This window comes from Stenotrophomonas sp. YJH_SMC_73, from assembly GCF_059370155.1.
Window position 1 is genome coordinate 76075 of record NZ_JCAFTJ010000005.1, and the last position, 21964, is coordinate 98038.

Annotated in this window: 20 protein-coding genes, 12 tRNA genes and 1 other RNA gene; 27 read left to right on the forward strand and 6 right to left on the reverse strand. The window is 65.4% G+C overall.

Annotated features, from left to right (window positions below):
• Positions 1-37: 37 nt before the first annotated feature.
• Positions 38-796, reverse strand: a complete 759-nt coding sequence (locus AC5P8R_RS09630; RefSeq protein ID WP_495223323.1) for a Bax inhibitor-1/YccA family protein — start codon at positions 794-796, stop codon at positions 38-40.
• Between the two features lie 180 nt (positions 797-976).
• Here AC5P8R_RS09630 and AC5P8R_RS09635 point away from each other — a divergent pair.
• From AC5P8R_RS09635 to AC5P8R_RS09720, 18 genes are all read left to right on the forward strand, one after another.
• A tRNA-Pro gene (locus AC5P8R_RS09635) sits at positions 977-1053 on the forward strand.
• A gap of 39 nt (positions 1054-1092) precedes the next feature.
• Positions 1093-1169, forward strand: a tRNA-Arg gene (locus AC5P8R_RS09640).
• 174 nt (positions 1170-1343) lie between these two features.
• A tRNA-His gene (locus tag AC5P8R_RS09645) sits at positions 1344-1420 on the forward strand.
• A gap of 79 nt (positions 1421-1499) precedes the next feature.
• Positions 1500-1575: transfer RNA gene (locus AC5P8R_RS09650), tRNA-Lys, on the forward strand.
• A 196-nt stretch (positions 1576-1771) separates the two neighbouring features.
• Positions 1772-1847 (forward strand) — tRNA-Lys (locus AC5P8R_RS09655).
• A gap of 219 nt (positions 1848-2066) precedes the next feature.
• On the forward strand, positions 2067-2435 hold the full coding sequence (locus tag AC5P8R_RS09660; protein ID WP_014646096.1) for a hypothetical protein: 369 nt from the start codon (positions 2067-2069) through the stop codon (positions 2433-2435).
• Between the two features lie 139 nt (positions 2436-2574).
• A tRNA-Leu gene (locus AC5P8R_RS09665) sits at positions 2575-2659 on the forward strand.
• Between the two features lie 189 nt (positions 2660-2848).
• On the forward strand, positions 2849-4144 hold the full coding sequence (tig, locus tag AC5P8R_RS09670) for a trigger factor (protein ID WP_069118486.1): 1296 nt from the start codon (positions 2849-2851) through the stop codon (positions 4142-4144).
• Between the two features lie 74 nt (positions 4145-4218).
• A complete protein-coding gene (clpP, locus tag AC5P8R_RS09675; RefSeq protein ID WP_019659528.1) occupies positions 4219-4845 on the forward strand; it encodes an ATP-dependent Clp endopeptidase proteolytic subunit ClpP in 627 nt (208 codons plus the stop codon).
• 126 nt (positions 4846-4971) lie between these two features.
• Complete coding sequence (clpX, locus tag AC5P8R_RS09680) at positions 4972-6261, forward strand: ATP-dependent Clp protease ATP-binding subunit ClpX (RefSeq protein ID WP_014646099.1); 1290 nt, start codon at positions 4972-4974, stop codon at positions 6259-6261.
• Between the two features lie 143 nt (positions 6262-6404).
• The gene (lon, locus tag AC5P8R_RS09685) at positions 6405-8852 is read left to right on the forward strand and encodes an endopeptidase La (protein WP_014646100.1); all 2448 of its coding nucleotides are present in this window, start codon (positions 6405-6407) and stop codon (positions 8850-8852) included.
• A 219-nt stretch (positions 8853-9071) separates the two neighbouring features.
• Positions 9072-9344, forward strand: a complete 273-nt coding sequence (locus AC5P8R_RS09690) for an HU family DNA-binding protein (RefSeq protein WP_004146343.1) — start codon at positions 9072-9074, stop codon at positions 9342-9344.
• Positions 9345-9355: 11 nt separating this feature from the next.
• Positions 9356-9430, forward strand: a tRNA-Val gene (locus AC5P8R_RS09695).
• A gap of 26 nt (positions 9431-9456) precedes the next feature.
• Positions 9457-9533 (forward strand) — tRNA-Asp (locus AC5P8R_RS09700).
• Positions 9534-9615: 82 nt separating this feature from the next.
• Positions 9616-9692: transfer RNA gene (locus tag AC5P8R_RS09705), tRNA-Asp, on the forward strand.
• Positions 9693-9778: 86 nt separating this feature from the next.
• Positions 9779-9855: transfer RNA gene (locus AC5P8R_RS09710), tRNA-Asp, on the forward strand.
• Between the two features lie 106 nt (positions 9856-9961).
• A tRNA-Asp gene (locus AC5P8R_RS09715) sits at positions 9962-10038 on the forward strand.
• Positions 10039-10219: 181 nt separating this feature from the next.
• The gene (locus tag AC5P8R_RS09720) at positions 10220-12175 is read left to right on the forward strand and encodes a peptidyl-prolyl cis-trans isomerase (protein WP_495223324.1); all 1956 of its coding nucleotides are present in this window, start codon (positions 10220-10222) and stop codon (positions 12173-12175) included.
• Between the two features lie 181 nt (positions 12176-12356).
• Here the strand turns inward: AC5P8R_RS09720 and AC5P8R_RS09725 are convergent, their stop codons facing one another.
• Together AC5P8R_RS09725 and gloB are read right to left on the reverse strand one after the other, a co-directional pair.
• Positions 12357-13559, reverse strand: coding sequence for a lytic transglycosylase domain-containing protein (locus tag AC5P8R_RS09725; RefSeq protein ID WP_046429131.1), 1203 nt, complete (start codon positions 13557-13559; stop codon positions 12357-12359).
• The gene (gene gloB / locus AC5P8R_RS09730; protein WP_014646155.1) at positions 13556-14320 is read right to left on the reverse strand and encodes a hydroxyacylglutathione hydrolase; all 765 of its coding nucleotides are present in this window, start codon (positions 14318-14320) and stop codon (positions 13556-13558) included. Before gloB ends, AC5P8R_RS09725 begins: the two co-directional genes overlap by 4 nt.
• Positions 14321-14331: 11 nt before the next feature.
• Between gloB and AC5P8R_RS09735 the strand changes: the two genes are divergently transcribed.
• Genes AC5P8R_RS09735 through dnaQ form a run of 3 tightly spaced genes read left to right on the forward strand, consistent with a single transcriptional unit; the run spans position 14332 to position 16177 of the window.
• Positions 14332-14976, forward strand: a complete 645-nt coding sequence (locus AC5P8R_RS09735) for a methyltransferase domain-containing protein (protein ID WP_041863105.1) — start codon at positions 14332-14334, stop codon at positions 14974-14976.
• A 12-nt stretch (positions 14977-14988) separates the two neighbouring features.
• Positions 14989-15441 (forward strand): ribonuclease HI, encoded by a 453-nt coding sequence (gene rnhA / locus AC5P8R_RS09740; protein ID WP_014646157.1) that lies wholly within the window; start codon positions 14989-14991, stop codon positions 15439-15441.
• A 4-nt stretch (positions 15442-15445) separates the two neighbouring features.
• Entirely contained in the window at positions 15446-16177 is a 732-nt protein-coding gene (dnaQ, locus tag AC5P8R_RS09745) for a DNA polymerase III subunit epsilon (RefSeq protein ID WP_014036152.1), read from the forward strand.
• A gap of 111 nt (positions 16178-16288) precedes the next feature.
• Here dnaQ and AC5P8R_RS09750 read toward each other — a convergent pair whose 3' ends face one another.
• Positions 16289-16993, reverse strand: a complete 705-nt coding sequence (locus AC5P8R_RS09750; RefSeq protein WP_014036153.1) for a PP2C family protein-serine/threonine phosphatase — start codon at positions 16991-16993, stop codon at positions 16289-16291.
• Positions 16994-17158: 165 nt separating this feature from the next.
• Between AC5P8R_RS09750 and AC5P8R_RS09755 the strand changes: the two genes are divergently transcribed.
• Positions 17159-17249: transfer RNA gene (locus AC5P8R_RS09755), tRNA-Ser, on the forward strand.
• 312 nt (positions 17250-17561) lie between these two features.
• A complete protein-coding gene (locus AC5P8R_RS09760) occupies positions 17562-17966 on the forward strand; it encodes a DUF6165 family protein (RefSeq protein WP_014646159.1) in 405 nt (134 codons plus the stop codon).
• Between the two features lie 18 nt (positions 17967-17984).
• On the opposite strand, the gene AC5P8R_RS09765 is transcribed toward AC5P8R_RS09760, so the two are convergent.
• Complete coding sequence (locus AC5P8R_RS09765) at positions 17985-19031, reverse strand: glycosyltransferase family 9 protein (RefSeq protein ID WP_046429133.1); 1047 nt, start codon at positions 19029-19031, stop codon at positions 17985-17987.
• 20 nt (positions 19032-19051) lie between these two features.
• Here AC5P8R_RS09765 and AC5P8R_RS09770 point away from each other — a divergent pair, with 20 nt between their 5' ends.
• Genes AC5P8R_RS09770 through AC5P8R_RS09780 form a run of 3 tightly spaced genes read left to right on the forward strand, consistent with a single transcriptional unit; the run spans position 19052 to position 20954 of the window.
• On the forward strand, positions 19052-19801 hold the full coding sequence (locus AC5P8R_RS09770; protein ID WP_032958195.1) for a 3-deoxy-D-manno-octulosonic acid kinase: 750 nt from the start codon (positions 19052-19054) through the stop codon (positions 19799-19801).
• Positions 19801-20568 (forward strand): MBL fold metallo-hydrolase, encoded by a 768-nt coding sequence (locus AC5P8R_RS09775; protein ID WP_014646162.1) that lies wholly within the window; start codon positions 19801-19803, stop codon positions 20566-20568. The genes AC5P8R_RS09770 and AC5P8R_RS09775 overlap by 1 nt, the downstream gene beginning before the upstream one ends.
• Positions 20565-20954 carry a nuclear transport factor 2 family protein gene (locus AC5P8R_RS09780; protein ID WP_049440697.1) on the forward strand — a complete coding sequence of 130 codons (390 nt, stop codon included), beginning with the start codon at positions 20565-20567 and terminating at the stop codon, positions 20952-20954. The genes AC5P8R_RS09775 and AC5P8R_RS09780 overlap by 4 nt, the downstream gene beginning before the upstream one ends.
• A gap of 90 nt (positions 20955-21044) precedes the next feature.
• Here the strand turns inward: AC5P8R_RS09780 and ffs are convergent.
• Positions 21045-21141: signal recognition particle sRNA small type (gene ffs / locus AC5P8R_RS09785), an RNA gene on the reverse strand.
• Positions 21142-21442: 301 nt separating this feature from the next.
• Between ffs and AC5P8R_RS09790 the strand changes: the two genes are divergently transcribed.
• Positions 21443-21760 carry a DMT family transporter gene (locus AC5P8R_RS09790; RefSeq protein WP_005415486.1) on the forward strand — a complete coding sequence of 106 codons (318 nt, stop codon included), beginning with the start codon at positions 21443-21445 and terminating at the stop codon, positions 21758-21760.
• Positions 21761-21964: the final 204 nt, after the last annotated feature.

Sequence of the window (21964 nt, forward strand, 5' to 3'; positions counted from 1 at the left end):
TGCGGATCGCGGCTTGTCTCTCTCGGCGTGGCTGGACTCAGCGCTGCTGGATCTTCGACAGCAGGCGCAGGAACTCCACATACAGCCAGACCAGGGTCACCATCAGGCCGAATGCGCCATACCACTCCATGTACTTCGGCGCGCGCTGGGCCACGCCGGTTACGATGAAGTCGAAATCCAGCACCAGGTTCAGCGCCGCCACGACCACAACGAACAGGCTGAAGGCGATGCCCAACCAGCTGGAGTCGTGGATCACCGGCACGTTGATGTTGAAGAAGCCCAGCACGAACGAGGCCAGGTAGAGCAGGGCGATGCCGCCGGTGGCGGCGACCACGCCCAACTTGAAGTTCTCGGTGGCCTTGATCACGCCGCTGCGGTACGCGAACAGCAGCGCAAACAGGGTGCCGAAGGTCAGCAGCACGGCCTGGAACACGATGCCCGGGAACTTGGCGTTGAACAGGGCCGAGATGGCGCCGAGGAACACGCCTTCCACCAGCGCATACATCGGCGCGGTGACCGGCGACCATTCCTTCTTGAAGATGGTGATCAGCGCCAGCACCAGGCCGCCGATGGCGCCGCCCATGGCATACAACCTGGCTCCGGCCATGACCTGGCCGTAGTCGTCGATGGTCTGGTTCCAGGCGAAAGCGGCCGTCAGCACGGTCAACAGCAGCAGGAAACCGGTCTTGTTGACGGTGCCGTTGAGGGTCATTGCCTGGTCGGGGCTGGTCACCACCGAACCGCTGGCGAGGTCGAGGAAGGTCGACTCGGAAAGAGCCGGGTTGCCGCTGCGCATGCGTGTTCTCCGTGCGAATGAGGGTCAGGACGGCCATCCGGCCGATGGGCGTGAGCATAGCCGATGACTGCTTTCGGCGTTGTGGCAGGCCGTGGAACTGCGCATCCTTCGTTGACAGTTCCCAACGCGCTTGGCGACAATGACCAACTCCCCGGGCCTGACCCGAGGGGATTGCAAGACCGGGGTATAGCGCAGTCTGGTAGCGCGCCTGCTTTGGGAGCAGGATGTCGGGGGTTCGAATCCCTCTACCCCGACCAATCCCACGTCACGTCGGATTGGACACCGTTCCGGTTCGGGCGCCCGTAGCTCAACTGGATAGAGCACCGGCCTTCTAAGCCGGCGGTTACAGGTTCGATTCCTGTCGGGCGCGCCATTGGCGGGACAGCGGGATCGCATCGGCGGATGTGAAGAAGTGCTTGCAAAAGCGTAAAGACTCCACCAGAATATCGGACTCGCTTCGGCGGACCGGAACTTCGGTGACAGTCTCCAGGCAAGGTTTCAAGGTTCCAGTGCTGGCGGTATCGGCGGTGGAGCGAAAGTTTCAGTGGTGGCTGTAGCTCAGTTGGTTAGAGTACCGGATTGTGATTCCGGTGGTCGGGGGTTCGAATCCCCTCAGCCACCCCACTGATTCAACCGCATCGGCGCAGCCGAAACGGTATTGCAATAAACAGAAAGCACGTTACAATGTGCGTCTGAGTTTCACGGGCCGTTAGCTCAGTTGGTAGAGCAGTTGACTCTTAATCAATAGGTCCAAGGTTCGAATCCTTGACGGCCCACCAAGACGGAAGCCACCTGGTACGCCAGGTGGCTTTTTTCTTATAGGTGTGACCCTTTCGTTTCAATGGGCCACACGTTGCAGGGCCCCGCCTGGCGTGGATCTGCAACGCATCGGGATCGCAGTGCTGGTTTCAACGATGTTGAAGAAAGTGCTTGCACCCACCGAGCGGATCGGGTCATAATTCGCGCCCCGATTTCGGGCTGTTAGCTCAGTTGGTAGAGCAGTTGACTCTTAATCAATAGGTCCAAGGTTCGAATCCTTGACAGCCCACCAGACGAAAGCCACTTGGTCATCCAGGTGGCTTTTTTCTTGCCCGCACGCCGGTTGCGCTTCATCCACGCATGGCGTGGATCCACTGAAGCAGTGCTGAAATCAGGGGCATACGCGTCATCAGTGCTTTCAATGCTGTGCACTGCTTCTCACCGCATGGCGCCCTGCATCGCACCCAATAGATCTTCCGCGCCGATGGCGCATGCAGGAAGGAAGATGTTGATGGCTGAGATCACTCGATTGCACGGCACGGTGTGGGTTCCCTTCGCGTTGATGGCACTGGCGGCCTGCACGCCGGGCAATGATCCCGCGCAGGCTGTCGAGCGTGATGCGGGCGCAGAGCGCATTCCGGCGCGCCAGATCGACGACGCCATGCAGTTGCGGCCGGCCCGGCCCGCGGAGGGGGAGGTCCTGCCCGGCGCGGTGGACGTACAGCGCAATGCGGACGGTTCGGTGGATGTGCGCAGGGCTGCGCCGGCGTCGGTGGCCCTGCGTCGCACCGACGATGGGGGCGTGGAGGTCCGGAAGGTGGATGCGGCCGTCGACCCGGGCTCAGGCGCCGCGCCGGCCCGCACGGTACCGCAGCAGTAGGCTGCGGCCAGCCCGGCTGGTCGCGCACCCGCCGGGCTGGCCGCGATGCAGCGATGGCGCGGAGCGTAGTGGATTCAGCTTTGTGCAGGCCTTCCGATTCCAGTCGCCGCCTGCGACAATGAACACCTGCGCCGGCCACGCGAAAGTGGCGGAATTGGTAGACGCCCTGGATTTAGGTTCCAGTGCCGCAAGGCGTGGGGGTTCGAGTCCCCCCTTTCGCACCAGTGCCGGCCTGTCCCCGCCCTGATCGGGCCATCGGCGCCCCCTTGACCGGCACGCGCTGGCAGTGCAGGCCGAATTGGGCGAAACTAAAGGGCTGCGGCAAGCAGGCGCGTCCCAGACGTCGTGTCCTAACAACCGTTTCATCCCAATCATCGAGCCGGGGGCCTGGGCCACCGGTGGCAGGAGTCAACATGCAAGCTTCGATCGAATCCACCGGCAACCTGGAACGCCGCCTGAGCTTCTCGCTGCCGGAAGAGCGTCTGCAGAGCCACATCGCCGGCCGCCTGGGCGAAATCGCCCGTACCACCCGCATCAAGGGGTTCCGTCCGGGCAAGGTGCCGGCCAAGGTGATCGAGCAGCGATTCGGCGCGCAGGTCCGTGGCGAGGCGCTGGACGGCCTGCTGCGCGAGACCTTCGACGCGGCCGTGCGCGAGCACGACCTGCGCGTCGTCGGCAGCCCGCGCATCGACAAGGGCGACGAGGGTGAGTTCTCCTTCGTGGCCACCGTGGAAGTGGTGCCGGACTTCGGCGACATCGACGTCAGCAAGCTGACCGTCGTGCGCCACACCGCCGAGATCACCGACGCCGACATCGACCAGATGATCGAGAACCTGCAGAACCAGCGTCGCACCTGGGCCCCGGTCAGCCGTGGCGCGCAGGACGGCGACCTGGTCGCGGTGGAAACCTGGTCGCAGGCCGGCGAAGAGCGCCTGCCGGCCGAGGGCACCGAGAAGGGTTCGATCGTGCTCGGCCAGGGCATGATGTTCGACACCATCGAAAAGGGCCTGGTCGGCCTGGCCAAGGGCGAAGAGAAGACCCTGGACGTCGAGTTCCCGGCTGACTGGCGCGTGCCGGTGCTGGCCGGCAAGACCGTGCAGGTCACCGTCAAGGTTGCCGAAGTGTCCGAGCCGGTCGTGCCGGCGGTCGACGAAGCCTTCATCAAGAGCTTCGGCGTGAAGGGTGGCGACGTCGAGCAGTTCCGCGGCGACATCCGCGCCAACCTGGAGCGTGAGCTGAAGGGCGCGCTGATGAACCGCCTGCGCCGCGAAGTGGGCGAGCAGCTGATCGCGGCCTACTCGTCGGTGGAAATGCCGCCGCGCCTGGTCGAGAACGAAGCCCGCGCCATGCTGGCCCAGCAGGTCGAGCAGCTGCGCCGCAACGGCCAGAACGTCGGCGAGATCCCGGCCGATGCCCACGAAGGCTTCAAGGACGCCGCCGCCAAGCGCGTGCTGGTCGGCCTGCTGGTCGGTGAAGTGGCCCGCATCAACGACCTGCGCCTGGAAGCCAAGCGCCTGAACGAAACGATGCGTCTGATCGCCTCGACCTACGAAGAGCCGGAGCAGGTCATTGAGATGTACCGTAACGACCCCCAGCTGATGTCTGGCCTGCAGAACCGTGTGATGGAAGAGCAGGTGATCGACTGGATCGCCGAGCGTGCCCAGCACACCGAAGAGAAGCTGTCGTTCCAGGACGCGATCCGCCAGTAAGCCGGCGGATCACCGGATGCCCCGCGCCTTTGCCGGCGCGGGGTTGTTGCCCCCCAAGATAGGTACCTCACGTAATGGACAACCGAACCAAAGCCCTGAACCTGGTTCCGATGGTGGTCGAGCAGACCAGCCGCGGCGAGCGTGCCTACGACATCTATTCGCGCCTGTTGAAGGAGCGCCTGATCTTCCTCGTGGGCCCGATCGACGATCACATGGCCAACGTGGTGGTGGCGCAGTTGCTGTTCCTGGAATCGGAGAACCCGGAAAAGGACATCAACATCTACATCAACTCGCCGGGTGGCGTGGTCACCGCCGGCATGGCGATCTACGACACCATGCAGTACATCAAGCCGAATGTGAGCACCACCTGCATCGGCCAGGCCGCCTCGATGGGCGCCCTGCTGCTGGCCGCGGGCGAAGCCGGCAAGCGCTATGCGCTGCCGAACTCGCGCGTGATGATCCACCAGCCGCTGGGCGGCTACCAGGGCCAGGCCACCGACATCGACATCCACGCGCGTGAGATCCTGACCCTGCGTTCGCGCCTGAACGAGATCCTGGCCAAGCACACCGGCCAGTCGCTGGAGACGATCGCCCGCGACACCGAGCGCGACAACTTCAAGAGCGCCTTCGAGGCGCAGGCCTACGGTCTGGTCGACCAGGTCCTGGAGCGTCGTCCGGATGAGTCGATCCAGGCCGGTTGACCGGCCTTCACGGGGCCAGGGAGGCCCCGTTCCTGCAGGGTCGGGCGGGACTGGTGTCCCCTCGGCCCTGTGCTATTCTCGAATCGAACCCCCGTTCAGCGGGTGGGGTAACTGGGTAAGCGAAGCATGAGCGAAGACCGCCAAGGTCGTTCCACGGACACCGGCAAGATCCTCTACTGCTCTTTCTGCGGCAAGAGCCAGCATGAAGTGCGCAAGCTGATTGCGGGTCCGAGCGTATTCATCTGCGATGAGTGCGTGGAGCTGTGCAACGACATCATCCGTGAGGAACTTGAGGAAAAGGCGCAGTCGGCGCGCAGTTCGCTGCCCAAGCCGCGCGAGATCCTCGAGGTCCTGGACCAGTACGTGATCGGCCAGAACCGCGCCAAGCGCACCTTGGCCGTGGCCGTGTACAACCACTACAAGCGCATCGAGAGCCGGCAGAAGAACGACGACGTCGAACTGGCGAAGTCGAACATCCTGCTGGTCGGCCCGACCGGTTCGGGCAAGACGCTGCTGGCCGAAACCCTGGCCCGCCTGCTCAACGTGCCGTTCACCATGGCCGACGCCACCACGCTGACCGAAGCCGGTTACGTGGGCGAGGACGTGGAGAACATCATCCAGAAGCTGCTGCAGAAGTGCGACTACGACGTCGAGAAGGCACAGCAGGGCATCGTCTACATCGATGAAATCGACAAGATCTCGCGCAAGAGCGAGAACCCGTCGATCACCCGCGATGTGTCCGGCGAAGGCGTGCAGCAGGCCCTGCTGAAGCTGATCGAAGGCACCGTGGCCAGCGTTCCGCCGCAGGGCGGGCGCAAGCATCCGCAGCAGGAATTCCTGCAGGTGGACACCAAGAACATCCTGTTCATCTGCGGCGGCGCGTTCGCCGGGCTGGACAAGGTGATCCAGGCCCGTTCCACCGACGTCGGCAGCATCGGCTTCGGCGCCAAGGTGAAGAGCAGCGAGCGCAAGCAGGAAGTGGGCAAGGTGCTGGCCGAAGTCGAGCCGGAAGACCTGATCAAGTTCGGCCTGATTCCGGAGTTCGTCGGCCGCCTGCCGGTGGTGGCGACCCTGGAGGAGCTGGACGAGCCGGCCCTGATCAAGATCCTGACCGAGCCGAAGAACGCCATCACCAAGCAGTTCAAGAAGCTGTTCGAGATGGAGAACGTCGAGCTGGAGTTCCGTCCGGACGCGTTGTCGGCCATCGCCAGGAAGGCGCTCAAGCGCAAAACCGGTGCCCGTGGCCTGCGCACCATCGTCGAATCGGTCCTGCTGGACACCATGTACGACCTGCCGTCGCAGGAAAACGTCAGCAAGGTGGTGGTGGACGAATCGGTGATCGAGCACAAGTCCGAGCCGTACCTGATCTACCAGACCCCGGCGGTCCCTGAACAGAAGGCCGCAGGCGCCGAGTGATCCTTCCAGGTTGTTGATTGGAAAGGATTTTCAAGGAATGCCTTGCATCTGAAAGCCGATGGCCCCATAACGGGGCCATCGGCTTTTTTTGTCTCCGGAAGATGCCCTCCCGGAGGCGGTTTTCCCCCTTCCCTGGAGCCCCCATGGCCCGTTCCCCAAGTGAAACCCTCGACCTGCCGGTCCTGCCGCTGCGCGACGTAGTGGTGTTCCCGCACATGGTCATTCCGCTGTTCGTCGGCCGTGACAAGTCCATGCACGCGCTCGAACAGGCAATGGAGGCGGACAAGCGCATCCTGCTGCTGGCGCAGAAGTCGGCCGAAACCGACGACCCGCATGCGGCCGACCTCTACCAGGTCGGTACGCTGGCGCAGGTGCTGCAGCTGCTGAAGCTGCCCGACGGCACCATCAAGGTGCTGGTCGAAGGCCTGTCGCGCGTGCAGGTCACCCACGTTGACGAGCGCAACGGCTCGCTGCACGGCCAGGCCGTGGAGATCGACGCCAGCGACGAGCGCGAAGCGCGCGAGGTCGAGGCGATCGCCCGCTCGCTGATGTCGCTGTTCGAGCAGTACGTGAAGACCAACCGCAAGCTGCCGCCGGAACTGCTGCAGACGCTGTCGGGCATCGATGAGCCGGCGCGCCTGGCCGACACCATCGCCGCGCACATCAGCGTGCGCCTGGCCGACAAGCAGCGCCTGCTGGAAACGCTGGCCGTCGGTGACCGCCTGGAGATGCTGGTCGGCCTGGTCGACGGCGAGATCGACGTGCAGCAGATGGAGAAGCGCATCCGCGGCCGCGTGAAGTCGCAGATGGAGAAGAGCCAGCGCGAGTACTACCTCAACGAACAGATGAAGGCCATCCAGAAGGAACTGGGTGACCTGGACGATGCGCCTGGCGAGCTGGAAGAGCTGGCGCGCAAGATCGCCGAGGCCGGCATGCCGAAGGCCGTTGAGGCCAAGGCGCGCAACGAGCTGAACAAGCTCAAGCAGATGTCGCCGATGTCGGCCGAAGCGGCGGTCGTGCGCAACTACCTGGAGTGGTTGCTGGGCGTGCCGTGGAAGAAGCGCAGCAAGGTTCGCAAGGACCTGAAGGTGGCGCAGGACACCCTCGATGCCGATCACTACGGGCTGGAGAAGGTCAAGGAACGCATCCTTGAATACCTGGCGGTGCAGTCGCGCGTGAAGCAGATGAAGGGCCCGATCCTGTGCCTGGTCGGGCCGCCGGGCGTGGGCAAGACCTCGCTGGGACAGTCCATCGCCAAGGCCACCAACCGCAAGTTCGTGCGCATGTCGCTGGGCGGCGTGCGTGACGAGGCCGAGATCCGTGGCCACCGTCGCACCTACGTCGGTTCGATGCCGGGCCGCATCGTGCAGAACCTCAACAAGGTCGGCAGCAAGAACCCGCTGTTCGTGCTCGACGAGATCGACAAGATGTCGATGGACTTCCGCGGCGATCCGTCCTCGGCGTTGCTGGAAGTGCTCGACCCTGAGCAGAACAACGCGTTCAACGACCACTACCTGGAAGTGGACCTGGACCTGTCTGAAGTGATGTTCGTGGCCACCTCGAACTCGCTCAACATTCCCGGCCCGCTGCTGGACCGCATGGAAGTGATCCGCATCCCCGGCTACACCGAGGATGAGAAGCTCAACATCGCCACCCGTTACCTGGTGCCCAAGCAGGTCAAGGCCAACGGCCTGCAGCCGGAAGAGCTGGAGATCGGCAGTGACGCCATCCAGGACATCGTGCGCTACTACACGCGCGAGTCGGGCGTGCGCAACCTGGAACGCGAGATCGCCAAGATCTGCCGCAAGGTGGTGAAGGAGATCGCGCTGGCCGGCCCGCAGCCGGTGAAGGCGAAGAAGGGCGCGAAGAAGAAGGCGCTGGTGAGCGTGTCCAGCAAGAACCTGGACAAGTACCTGGGCGTGCGTCGCTTCGACTTCGGCCGTGCCGAGGAAGAGAACGAGATCGGCCTGGTCACCGGCCTGGCCTGGACCGAGGTGGGTGGCGATCTGCTGCAGATCGAATCGACGCTGGTGCCGGGCAAGGGCCAGCTGATCCTGACCGGCCAGCTCGGCAACGTGATGAAGGAATCGGCTTCAGCGGCGCTGTCGGTGGTGCGTTCGCGCGCCGTCGGCTTCGGCATCGACAGCGACTTCCTGCAGAAGCACGACGTGCACCTGCATGTGCCCGATGGCGCTACGCCGAAGGACGGCCCGAGTGCCGGCGCGGCGATGGTCACCTCGCTGGTATCGATGCTGACCAAGGTGCCGGTGCGTGCCGACGTGGCGATGACCGGCGAGATCACCCTGCGTGGTCGCGTCACGGCCATCGGTGGACTGAAGGAGAAGCTGCTGGCCGCACTGCGTGGCGGAATCCGCACGGTCATCATTCCCGAGGAGAACCGCAAGGACCTGGCGGACATCCCGGCCAACGTCACCCGCGATCTGGAGATCGTGCCGGTGAAGTACATCGAAGAAGTCCTGGACCTGGCGCTGGAGCGTCCGTTGGCACCGAAGAAGGCGCGCAAGAGTGCGCAACGTGTCACGGTGCGCAGCAAGGCCAAACCGAGTGGAAACGCGCGCGTCAAGCATTGACGCGCGCTGTCCAATGGCCCGAAACCCGCGTCGTTGCTGGCTTTCCAGCTTGCGTGGGGGTAGGGCCACTGGTATAAAAGCAGCACTCGCGAATGAGTGATCGCAGTCTGGCGATCGCTGAATTCGGCGAACCGTTTCCACATGGCGGCCGCATGCAGAGCGCGTGCGGTTGCTTCCCTGTCGAATAAGCGGAACCCACCGCCAAAGGAGTTGTAGAGAATGAACAAGACCGAATTGATCGATGCCGTTGCTGAAGCTGCAGACCTGACCAAGGCCGAGTCCAGCCGCGCTGTCGATGCCGTCGTTGCTGCCGTCACCAAGGCGCTGAAGGACGGCGATGCGGTCACCCTGGTTGGCTTCGGTACCTTCCAGGTCCGCGACCGTGCTGCCCGCACCGGCCGCAACCCGAAGACCGGCGACACCATCAAGATCGCTGCTTCGAAGAATCCGTCGTTCAAGGCTGGTAAGGCCCTGAAGGATGCTGTAAACTAAGCGGCTCGCTGGGGTGCTTAGCTCAGCGGTAGAGCGTCTCCTTTACACGGAGAGGGTCGGGGGTTCGAAACCCTCAGCACCCACCACAGCACCGCGGTAAAAGTTTGAGTGTGGAGCGGTAGTTCAGCTGGTTAGAATGCTGGCCTGTCACGCCGGAGGTCGCGGGTTCGAGTCCCGTCCGCTCCGCCATTCAACGAGGCCTCCGGCCAAAAGCTGGAGGCTTTGTTTTCTCCCGGTCCAGGCCGGCTGAAAGCAAAAAAGGTAACAACGCGGAGCGGTAGTTCAGCTGGTTAGAATGCTGGCCTGTCACGCCGGAGGTCGCGGGTTCGAGTCCCGTCCGCTCCGCCATTACATCGAGGCTCCCGGCCTGAAGCTGGGGGCTTGTCTTCTCACCGACAGGTTCGGAAGGAAGGCGAAAAGGTTTTTGCAAGAACGGAGCGGTAGTTCAGCTGGTTAGAATGCTGGCCTGTCACGCCGGAGGTCGCGGGTTCGAGTCCCGTCCGCTCCGCCATTGCAGAATTCTTAAGTCCCTGTGAAAAAACTTTGAAAAAAGTGTTCATCGGGCTGGGTTTCCAGACAGTCTTCGGATATACTGGGCGCCTGCAAAGTTCAAGCGCGGAGCGGTAGTTCAGCTGGTTAGAATGCTGGCCTGTCACGCCGGAGGTCGCGGGTTCGAGTCCCGTCCGCTCCGCCAACTTCAAAAGCCCTCGGCGCAAGCCGGGGGCTTTTTCTTTGCGCCATGGTGGAAATGGCCGACACGCGGATGGCGCATGCCTGCCGATGTGGGCGCAGGCCGCGCTGGCGCTGCTTTTGGTCCCTGCGGCGAAGCGGGTTACACTGCCGGGCTCGCCAATAAGGCCTTGTGATTCCTCACCATGCTGCAGAAACTCCGCGACAAGACCTCAGGCTGGATCGTCACTGTGATCCTGGGGCTGCTGATGATTCCGTTCCTGTTCGTGATCGACAACAGCTACCTCGGTGGCGTTGGCGCACAGAACGTGGCCAAGGTTTCCGCGCCGCCGACCTGGTGGCGTTCGGCGCCGTCGTGGTGGCCGGTGCGCATGCTGTGGCAGCACCACGAGATCAGCTCGCAGGATTTCCGCACGCGTTTCGAGCAGGAGCGCATGCGTGAGCGCCAGCAGCAGGGCGACAACTTCGACCCGCGCGCGTTCGAGAGCACCGAGAACAAGATGGCCGTGCTCGATCAGCTGATCGACGAGCAGGTCGTGCGCCTGGTCGGTGAGCAGGCAGGCGTGGTGATCGGCGACGGCGCGGTGCGCGAGTACATCGCTACCATGCCCGCATTCCTCGATTCGAACGGCAAGTTCAACGAGAACAACTATCGCCTGGCCCTGGCCGGCGGCAACCCGCCGCGTACGCCGACCCAGTTCCAGGAGCTGGTGCGCGAGAGCCTGCAGCAGTCGGTGATTCCGTCGGGCCTGCAGAGCTCCGGCTTCGTCACCCAGGCAGAGACCGAGCGCCTGTTGAAGCTGCTGGGCGAAACCCGCGACGTCGAGCTGGCCGCGTTGCCGCCCGTACCGGCCGATACCGCGCCGGTCACCGATGAGCAGATCAAGCAGTGGTACGACAGCCACGGCAAGGATTTCCGCCAGGCCGAGAGCGTGTCGCTGGAGTACGTCGAGATCAACGGCGCGAACCTGCCGGCACCGGCGGCGGCCGATGAAGCCACCCTGCGCAAGCGCTATGAAGACGAGAAGGCGAAGTTCACCTCGCCGGAGCAGCGCCAGGCCTCGCACATCCTGATCACCGGTGACGGTGCAGAAGCGAAGGCGAACAAGATCGCTGCCGAAGCCAAGGCCGCTGGTGCCGATTTCGGCGCGCTGGCCAAGGCCAATTCGGAAGATCCGGGCTCCAAGGACCAGGGCGGGGACCTGGGTTGGGTCGAGCGCGGTGCGATGGTGAAGCCGTTCGAGGACGCGCTGTTTGCGGCCAAGACCGGTGATGTGATCGGCCCGGTGAAGACCGAGTTCGGTTACCACATCATCAAGGTGGCCGCTGTGCGCGGTGGCCAGGGCAAGTCGTTCGAGGAAGTGCGTGACACGCTGGCCGCCGAACAGCTGAAGGCCGACGGTGAGCGTGGCTTCAACGAGCTGGCCGGTCGCCTGGTCGATGCCATCAACAAGAGCCCGAGCGACCTGGCCGCTGCCGCCAAGGAGGTGAACCTGCCGCTGCAGACGCTGGGCCCGATCACCCGCGCGACCGCCAGTGGCATTGCCGCTGACCCGGCCGTGCTGCGTGCGGCGTTCTCCGACGTGCTGGTGCAGGACGGCACCGCCAGTGACCCGATCGCCCTGGGGGGCGCGACCAACCACAGCGTGGTCATCCGCGTGGCTGCGCACACCCCGGAACAGGCCCTGCCGCTGGACAAGGCTCGTGACCAGGTGATCGCCGCGATCCGCGCTGACCGCCAGCGCCAGGCCAGCGACAAGGCGGCCGATGCGATCCTGGCCAAGCTGAAGGCGGGTGCCACCCTGCAGTCGCTGGCCGCCAGCGAGAAGCTTCAGCTGAGCCCGATGCCGGGCCTGCCGCGCAGCCAGCCGGTGCCGACCCCGGAAATCAACCGCGCGATCTTCAGTGCGCCGGTGCCGGCCGAAGGCAAGCCGAGCTATGGCAAGGTCGACGTCAATGGCCACGCGCTGCTGTTCGCGGTGAACAAGGTCAATCCGGGCGACATCAAGGAAGTGACTGCAGAGCAGCAGAAGCAGCTGAAGGAACAGCTGAGCCAGATCGATGGCATGGCCGCGGCCAAGGCCTACATCGAGGCGATGCGCAAGAAGTTCGTGATCCAGACCACCGAGGCGAACCTGTAAGCCTTGCGGCTGCATCCATGAGAAAGGCCCGGCACTGCCGGGCCTTTTTTTGTGCGGGCGCTGCTGGAAATCGAATTGTAGAGCCGAGCCCGTGCTCGGCTGGTCATGAACCCCGACAAGTCGCAGGCAAGAAAAAAGCCGAGCATGGGCTCGGCTCTACAGGAGGGCCCTGGCCTACGCGTCAGTCTTCGACGCGCAGCACGGCGCCCGGCTTCAGCACGCTGCTGCCGCTCAGGCCGTTCAGCGACAACAGGGCCTTGACCGGCATGCCGTAGCGGCGGGCGATGGTCCAGGCCGACTCGCCATCACGCACGGTGTGGCGGCGGCTGCGCGGACGATCAGCGATCGCGGCGACGGTCTTGGCCACCTGCGGCGTCGGTGCTGCGGTGGCGACCGGCGCAGCGCTGGCGACCAAGGCGGATGCGGTGTCCGCCACCGTCGCATTGGCAGCCGAGACAGGAGCCAGCACGCGGGTGGTACCCGACGAGGCGCGGCCACCGCCCGCCAGGGCGGGGTTGAGGCGGGCGATCCTGGCCGGGTCCAGGGCGCGCTGTGCGGCCCACTGCTGGACGCTGGTGCCGGCGGGCAGGGTGTGGTCCTTCAGCACCGGCACGGTGCGGTCCAGCGAGGCCATCACGCCCGGCTGGTCTTCCACGTCTTCCAGCACGCAGGCCAGGGCATGCAGCTTCTCGACGTAGGCATGGGTGACCGGCGACAGGCCGGGCAGCGCCGACGGCTTGGCGTTCTGCGCGTTCATGCCGGCCTTGCGCATGGACTGCAACACGCGGTACTCACCGGCGTTGTAGGCCATGGTGGCCAGGCGCCAGTCGCCGCCGAACATGCCGTGCAGGGTCTTCAGGTAGCGCACTGCGGCCTGGGTGGAATCGACCGCCGACAGGCGGCCGTCGTAGCCGTTGGCCATGGGCACGCGGTGGTTGCGCGCGGTGGTGGCGATGAACTGCCACAGGCCGGTCGGGCCGCTGCCATTGCGGGCATTGGGCCGGTAGCCGCTTTCCACGAACGGGATCAGTGCGAATTCGGTAGGCAGGTTGGCCTTGCGCAGCTCTTCAACCACGTAGCCGAACAGCACCAGCGCATCGTCATCCTGGTTGGCCAGGCGCGACGGGGCGTGGGCGAACTGCTTCTGCCAGCGCGGGCTGGTGGCCTCGGCATTGCAGGTGGGCTCGGCCAGGCCGTCGCGGAAGCTGGAGAAGATCTCCTGGCCATTGCGGACCGACGCGGCCGGCAACGCGGCCGGATCCAGCGGCAGGGCCGCCGCGGCGGCCAGGTTCTGGCCGATGCCCGCGCCCAGCGACTGGGCACCGGCGGTTCCGGCCAGCCCCAGGACCAGGCCCAGGGCCAGCGGCAGACTTCGGCGCATCATGCGCGGAAGCCGTCTTTCCAGTGCCGGAGACCGGCCATGACGTCGACGTCGTCAACGACGTCGCGGCCCAGGTGCGCCGACACTGCCGCGCGGATCGGCGCCGTGTGCACACGCAGGAACGGATTGCAGTCGAATTCGTTGGCCAGGGTTACCGGCAGGGTGGAACGGTCATCGCGGCGCATGGCCAAAGCCTCCTCTTGGCGCTGCCACAGGGCAGCGTTGGCGGGGTCGACATGCCGCGCGAAGACGGCATTTGACACGGTGTACTCGTGGGCGCAACAAAGCAGCAGTTGCGCGGGCAAGGTACCCAGCTTGCGCATCGATGCCAGCAGCTGGGACGGCGTACCTTCGAACAGGCGTCCACAGCCCAGGCTGAACAACGAATCTCCGCTGAAAAGATGTTCAGCAGTGTGAAACGCGATGTGGCTGCGGGTATGCCCGGGCACGGATAGTACGTGGAACGTCCGGCCCAGTGCCTGAACGCGTTCACCTTCGCCGACCCGCTCGGTCGCTGCAGGGATGCGCTCCTCGACGGGCGCGATGACCCGTACACCGGGAAAACGTGCCTGCAACGCGGGCACGCCACCGATGTGGTCATCGTGGTGATGGGTGAGCAGGATCGTGTCCACGCGCAGGCCCTGATCGGCCAGCGCAAGCACCGGCGCGGCATCGCCGGGATCGACGACCACGGCGGCGCCAGCGTCGTCGATCAACGTCCAGATGTAGTTGTCCGCAAATGCGGGCAGGGCAGTCAGTCGCATAGAATTGGACCATGCCCGCGCTGCAGAGCACCCGTCAAGCGAGCCAGGCCCCGTGGTTCGACACTGAACCGGCGGGCTCCTTGCGCGTGCTGGAGCGGCAGTTGCTGCTGCCGCAGCTGTCCGTCCTGCCGACGCAGCCTTGGCTGTGGATCGCACCGAGTGCGGCCTGGCTGGAGGATGCGCAGCTGGGCGGGCGCGGGCTGCGGCTGTTCCGGCAGGGCCAGGGCTATGCCGGCGACACCCGCTGTGCGCTGCCGCTGCCGCTGGCCAGCGAGAGCGTCAACGCGGTCGTGCTGCAGCATGTGACCGCGGGCGATGCGGAGCGACTGCTGGACGAGTGCGAGCGCGTGCTGATGCCGGGCGGCCACCTGTGGCTGAGCAGCCTCAACCCGTTCAGCCCTTACCGCACGCATTGGCGCCAGCACGGACTGGTGGTGCGCACGCCACAGCGGATCCGCCTGCTGCTCGGCCGCCACGGGCTGGAGTGCGACGATATGCGTTACCTCGGCCCGCTCTGGCGCGGTGCAGGCAGTCGCCGCACGGGCGGTTGGGCGCCGCTGCGCGCGGCCTGCCTGTTCCATGCTGAAAAGCGCACGCTGGCCCTGCCCGGGCCGAAACCGTTGCCGGTGCGTTGGCTCGGCACCGTTGCCACCTGATCTGGAGTTGTATTGAAAACCATCGAAATCCACACCGACGGTTCCTGCCTTGGCAATCCCGGCCCCGGCGGCTGGGCTGCGCTGCTGCGCTACAAGGGCCACGAGCGTGAACTGAGCGGCGGCGAAGCGCACACCACCAACAACCGGATGGAGCTGATGGCGGCCATTTCCGGGTTGGAGACGCTCACCGAGCCCTGCAACATCGTGCTCTATACCGATTCGCAGTACGTGCGGCAGGGCCTGACGCAGTGGCTGCCCGGCTGGATCCGCAAGAACTGGAAGACCGCCGGTGGCGACCCGGTGAAGAACCGCGAGCTGTGGGAGCGCCTGCATGCCGCGACGCTGCGGCACCAGATCGACTGGCGCTGGGTAAAGGGCCACTCCGGTGACCCGGACAACGAGCGGGTGGATACGCTGGCGCGCAACGCGGCCATCCAGATCCGCGACGCCAGCCCGGTAAACTGAGCCCATGCGTCAGATCATCCTCGATACCGAAACCACCGGCCTGGAATGGAAGAAGGGCAACCGCATCGTCGAAATCGGCTGCGTGGAGCTGTTCAAGCGCCGCCCGACCGGCAACAACTACCACCAGTACATCAAGCCGGACTGCGAGTTCGAACAGGGCGCGCAGGAAGTCACCGGCCTGACCCTGGAGTTCCTGGCTGACAAGCCGGACTTCGCGCAGATCGCCGATGAGTTCCTGGCCTTCATCGATGGCGCCGAGCTGATCATCCACAACGCGGCGTTCGACCTGGGCTTCCTCGACAACGAGCTGTCGCTGCTGGGCCCGCAGTACGGGAAGATCACCGATCGCTGCACGGTGATCGATACCCTGGTGATGGCGCGCGAGCGCTTCCCGGGCCAGCGCAATTCGCTGGATGCGCTGTGCAAGCGACTGGGCGTTGACAACTCGCACCGTGCGCTGCACGGCGGCCTGCTCGATGCGCAGATCCTGGGTGACGTGTACATCGCGCTGACCTCGGGGCAGGAAGAGATCGGATTCGGCCTGGGGGATGACGATGGCGGTGGCGCCGGTGCGGCGCTGCAGGCCTTCGATACCAGCAAGCTGCTGCCGCGCCCGCGCGTAGTGGCCACGCCGTCGGAGCTGGAAGCGCATGCCGCGCGGCTGGAGCGGCTGCGCAAGAAGGCCGGCCACGCACTGTGGGATGGGCCGAAGGTGGAAGAGCCCGCCAGCGCGTAATGCCTGGAAGAGGTAGTGCCGGCCGCTGGCCGGCATCTGCGTGAACACGTTTCCCGGTGAGCCGGCCAGCGGCCGGCACTACCGCCTCCACGCATGGCGTGGATCTACGGGTTAATGGCAGCGCACGAGGATCACGCTGATGTTGTCGCGGCCACCGCCGTCGAGCGCGGCGGCGACCAGCGTGTCCACGCATTCCTGTGCGCTTGCATCCTCGAAGGCGAGGGTGCGGGCGATGCCGCGGTCGTCCACTTCCTCGGTCAGGCCGTCACTGCACAGCAGCAGCTGCATGCCAGGGCGCAACTCGCCGCTGGTGGTGGCCACGTTCAGATGTGCCGGATCGGTGACGCCCAGCGCCTGGGTGACCACGTTGCGATGTGGATGCGCGCGTGCCTGTTCGGCCGTCAGGTTGCCCTGCGCGACCAGTTCCTGCACCACGCTGTGATCCTGGCTGAGCTGTGCCAGCTGGCCGTCGCGCCAGAGGTAGGCACGGCTGTCGCCGACCCATGCCACTTCATAGCGATTGCCCTGCACGCGTGCGGCGACCACGGTGGTACCCATCGGCAGGGTGTCGTTGCGCCGCCGCGAGGCGCGGATGATCTCTTCGTCGGCGGTGCGGATGGCCTGGGCCAGCGGCGCGCCACGGCGGATCTCGCGCACGATGGTTTCGCGCGCCAGCGCGCTGGCCACCTCGCCGCAGGCGTGGCCGCCCATGCCATCGGCCACCAGCCACAGGGCCAGCTCGCTGTCACCGTAGTAGGTGTCTTCGTTGAGCTCGCGGCGCAGGCCGGGGTGGGTGAGGTGTCCGAATTCGATCATGGTGTGCAGGGGCGGGGTATTGCTGGGGAGACAGGCATCATCGGGGGGCTGCGGGCATCCGGCAAGGCATGCATCCAGGAAATTTTCACTTCATTGACCGGAATGACTTGTCGTCGGCCTGACTTCCTCGTATGATGCGCGTCCCCGGTCCGCCGGGGACCACCCGGAGAGGTGGCAGAGTGGTTGAATGTACCTGACTCGAAATCAGGCAGGCGTTTATAGCGCCTCGGGGGTTCGAATCCCCCCCTCTCCGCCAGATAAAGAAAAAGGGCTGCCGAAAGGCAGCCCTTTTTCTTTATCTGGCGCGGGACGCGACGCGCTCTGCGCGTCGCCCCACACGTTGCTGCGCAACGCGTGGGCCCCTCCCTTTGCCGGCCTCTCCCCGCCCCTGTCGGGGCAGCCCCTCAACAGAGGGGCTTGGTCCTCCAGATGCATCACTGAGATCCGCGCGGTGCGTGGATGCTGTTCCTGCTGGCAGGCTCATCCACGCATGACGTGGATCTACCGGGGATATCCGTGCGGACGCTGCGGGTTACCATGTACGCATCACCTGCTGGAGCTTTTCCCCATGACCGCTGAAATCCTCGTTCCCGTTTCTTTCGGCGAGCTGCTGGACAAGATTTCGATCCTGCAGATCAAGTCCGAGCGCATCAGCGACGAGGGCAAGCTGGCCAACGTGCGCAGGGAGCTGTCGGCGCTGGAGCAGACCTGGATGGCACACCCGGCGGCCGTGAAGGACATCGCCAGGCTGCGTGCCGAGCTGAAGGTGGTCAACGAGCAGCTGTGGGAAATCGAGGACGACATCCGGCTGAAGGAGAAGGCGCAGGCGTTCGACCAGGGCTTCATCGACCTGGCGCGCAGCGTGTACCTGCGCAATGACGAACGCGCGCGCATCAAGAAGGCGATCAACCTGGCGCTGGGCTCGGCGTACGTGGAGGAGAAGTCCTATCAGGATTACGCGCAGCGCGTGTAATCCCGGGCGGCCTGCCGCTCACCCCAGGTGGTCGGCGACGTAGCGTTCGAAGGCAGCGATACCGTCTTCCACGGTGATCAGTTCCATCACATCGTCGAACTCGATCTTGGTGCCCCACTTCAGATCGGTGGCCTGCTTGGCGAGGTACTTGCGTGCCGCATCGTCGTAGCGGTCCACGCAATAGCGACGATCCGAGTACGGGCCGCTGCGGTTCGGATTGCTGGCCGCATGCAGGCCCAGCACCTTGGCGCCCATCGCGTTGGCGATGTGCATCGGGCCGGAATCGGGCGTCATCACCAGGTTGGCGCGGGCCAGCAGGGCGGGCAGCTGCTTCAGCGTGTCCTTGCCTACCAGGTCCAGCGCCGGCGTGTGCAGCTGTGCCTGGATGGCGTCGGCCATGCTGCGCTCAAGTTCGCTGCGGCCGCCGCACAGCACCACCTGCCAGCCGCGCGTGACCGCGTGGTTGGCCACGGCGGCGTAGCGGTCGGCGTACCAGTTGCGGCGCACGTGGCTGGAGCACGGCGAGATCATCAGCACCGGGCGACCATCGTCGTGCCACTGCGCGGCGGCCCACTCATATGCCGACTGCGGCACGGCCAGGTCCCAGCTGACCTCGGTCTGGCGCAGGCCCAGCGGTTCGCAGAAGCTGCCGATGGCATCGAGCACATGGATGCCGGGACGGTCGGGAATGCGTTCGTTGATGAAAAGCCCATGCAGGTCCTTCGAGCGGCTGCGGTCGTAGCCGATGCGGCGCTCGGCCGGAATGAAGGCCGACAGCAGGTTGGCGCGGAACGCGACCTGCATCTGCAGCAGCGCTTCGAAGCGCCCCGGCGGCAGCTGCCTGCGCAGTTCCTTGACCCCGGCCATGCCGCTCTTCTTGTCGTAGGCATGGAAGGTGACGCCGGGCAGGCCGTCGAGCAGCTTGTGGCCGACCTTGTCGATGATCCAGTGGATCGGCGTGTCCGGGCGCGCGGCCTGCAGGGTACGCACCAGGGGCACCACGTGGGTGACATCGCCAAGTGCGGACAGGCGCAGGAGGCACAAGGAGGAGGACGCTGATGCCATGTGTTGTTAGACTCAATGAAATGGTCGCATTCGACGCCAATGAAGCGCTGACGCCATGCCGCGAGGGTCGCGGCATCGGGGCCATTCTGTTCGACCGCGAGCGGCTGCGGCAAGCCGAGATCGGCCTGTTCTCGCCCCAGCACTGGGGCAGCAGGGCCCGGCCGGTGGGCGAGGGCGGCCGCGGCAGCGCCTGGTTCGTCGATGCGCCGTTCGGTGCCAGCGTGCTGCGCCACTATCTGCGCGGCGGCATGGCGGCCCGTATCAGCCATGACCAGTACCTCTGGCGCGGCTCGGACCGGACCCGCAGCTTCGCCGAATTCCGCCTGATGCGCGCCCTGCGCGAGAAAAAGCTGCCGGTGCCACGGCCGATCGCCGCGTTCTACATGCGCGAGGGCCTGCGCTACCGGGCGGCGATCCTGATGGAGCGGATCGAGGGCGTGCGCTCGCTGGCCGACCGCGCACTGGTGGCCGGCCGGGGGGCTCCCTGGGAGGAGACCGGGCGCCTGATTGCCCGTTTCCATCGTGCCGGCCTGGACCATGCCGATCTCAACGCGCACAACATCCTGTTCGATGGCAGCGGCCATGGCTGGCTGATCGATTTCGACCGCGGCGTGATCCGCATCCCGGCGACCGCCTGGCGCGAGCGCAACCTCAAGCGCCTGCTGCGCTCGCTGATCAAGCTGCGCGGCGAGCGCAGCGTGGAAGACGTGCAGAAGGACTACGCGCGGCTGCGCCGTGCCTATGACATGGCCTGGAACCGGGGCACCTGATGGACTGGGCGTTGCGTTTCCTCGGCGTCGGCAATGCGTCGGCGGTCGAGCTGGGGTCGCCGATGTCGGTGATCGAGCGCGATGGGCGCCCATGGCTGACCATCGATTGTGGTGGCGAAGGCCTGACCGCGTTCAAGGCGCACTACGGGCAGATGCCGCAGGCGCTGTTCGTCACCCATGTGCACCTGGACCACGTGGCCGGCTTCGAGCGCCTGTTCGTGGATACCTTCTTCAATGCGCACCGGCGCGGCAAGGTGCGCCTGTACGTGCCCGCCACGGTGGTGCCGCTGCTGCACAAGCGCATCGGGGATTACCCGAACGTGCTGGCCGAGGGCGGTGCGAACTTCTGGGATGCCTTCCAGCTGATCGTGGTGGGCGAGGCGTTCTGGCACGAGGGCGTGCGCCTGGAAGTGTTTCCGGTGCGCCACCACTGGCCGGAGACGGCCTATGGCCTGCGCCTGCAGGGCGCGCTGACCTGGAGCGGCGATACCCGGCCGATTCCGGAGATGCTGGCACGCTTTGCCAGTGACAACGAACTGATCGCTCACGATTGCGGCCTGCACGGCAATCCCTCGCATACCGGCGTGGACGATCTGGAGCGTGAGTACAGCGCCGAACTGCAGGCGCGGATGATGCTGTACCACTACGCCAGCGCGGCCGATGGTCTGGCGCTGGCTGCGCGTGGGCACCGCGTGGCGCAGCCGGGGCAGTGCGTGCCGCTGGCGAGCCCGACCGCCCCGCACGTGCTGGTCCAGGACCCGCCGTGAGCGGTACCGGCCAGCCCGCAGATGCGGCGTTGGCTGCCGGGCTGGAGGCGCTGGAGCGTGCACTGCATGCGCCGCAGGTGCGTGCCGACCGCGAGCAACTGGCCGCATTGCTGGATGAGGATTTCAGCGAGATCGGCAGCTCCGGCCAGTGCTACGACCGTGCGGCCGCGCTGGTGGAGATTCCGCTGGAGCGTGCCCAGGTGCAGATCGAATCGGAGCAGTACGCCGTCTGGCTGCTGTCGCAGGACCTGGCCCAGGTGCGCTACCGCAGCCGCCATCACCTTGATGGGCAGCTGCAGCACTGGGTGCTGCGCAGTTCGCTGTGGCGCCGGCACGGGGACAGATGGCGCATGGTGTTCCACCAGGGCACGCCCGAGGCAGGGTAGCGCGGCGCCATGCCGGGCCAAGAATGCGAAGCCGGGGTCAGATCCCTCTGCCATGCAAAGGGATCTGAGCCCAGTGTGGAAAAGGCGGTGGCCCCGCCGGCTGACCTCGGCGCCCGCGTCGATCGATACCGTTGCTGCCTTCCGGCCCTGGCGGGGTTTTCGACCTAGCGTCGCGAGGGGCCGACGGGGCCACCATAGAGACGTTGGCCGCCCGGTGGGCGGCCAGTTCACGGATCAGGGGAAACAGCGCGCGGCGCGCCGGAGACCACAGCCGGACTGCACATCGGGCTGGCCGATGGCAGACGCGCATTCTAGCGCAGACGGGCCCATCGACGCCAGCTTCATGCACTGAATCGGCTGTAACCCGCTCCCGGCGGCAGCGGCCGGTACCCACCCCCGTTGCTAGAATGCCGGCCAGGAGGAACGACCTCCCCCACATCGGGAACCAATGACCAGGACGGCCTGGCCCTACCAAGAGGAGGGCCGTCATGGCCTGGATCTATCTGTTGTTTGCCGGCCTGCTGGAAATTGTCTGGGCCGTGTCCATGAAGCAGTCCGAAGGCTTCACCCGGCTCACCCCCACCGTGGTCACCATCATCGGCATGATCGCCAGCTTCTGGTTGCTGGCGGTGGCCATGCGCAGCCTGCCGCTGGGAACCGCCTATACGATCTGGACCGGCATCGGCGCGGTCGGGGCGTTCGTGGTTGGCATTGTGTTCCTGGGCGAGCAGGTCAGCCCGATGCGGATCGGTGCGGCGGTGTTGATCGTTTCCGGCCTGGTGCTGATGAAACTCTCCAGCAGCTGAATTTATTTACTCATGGCGGGGAATGGATTCTCCGCCACATGCAGCAATATGCATTTTCGGCAAAACCATTTTGTCCGCCCCTGTTATTTGACGCACGTCATAAAAATAGCGCGCGTGATTCACATGCCGCTGGCACCGTCGGTCGCACAGTGCCGCCATTCGTCGGGCGAAATCGGGGAGTTTTCGGCTTGACGGACGCGCTGG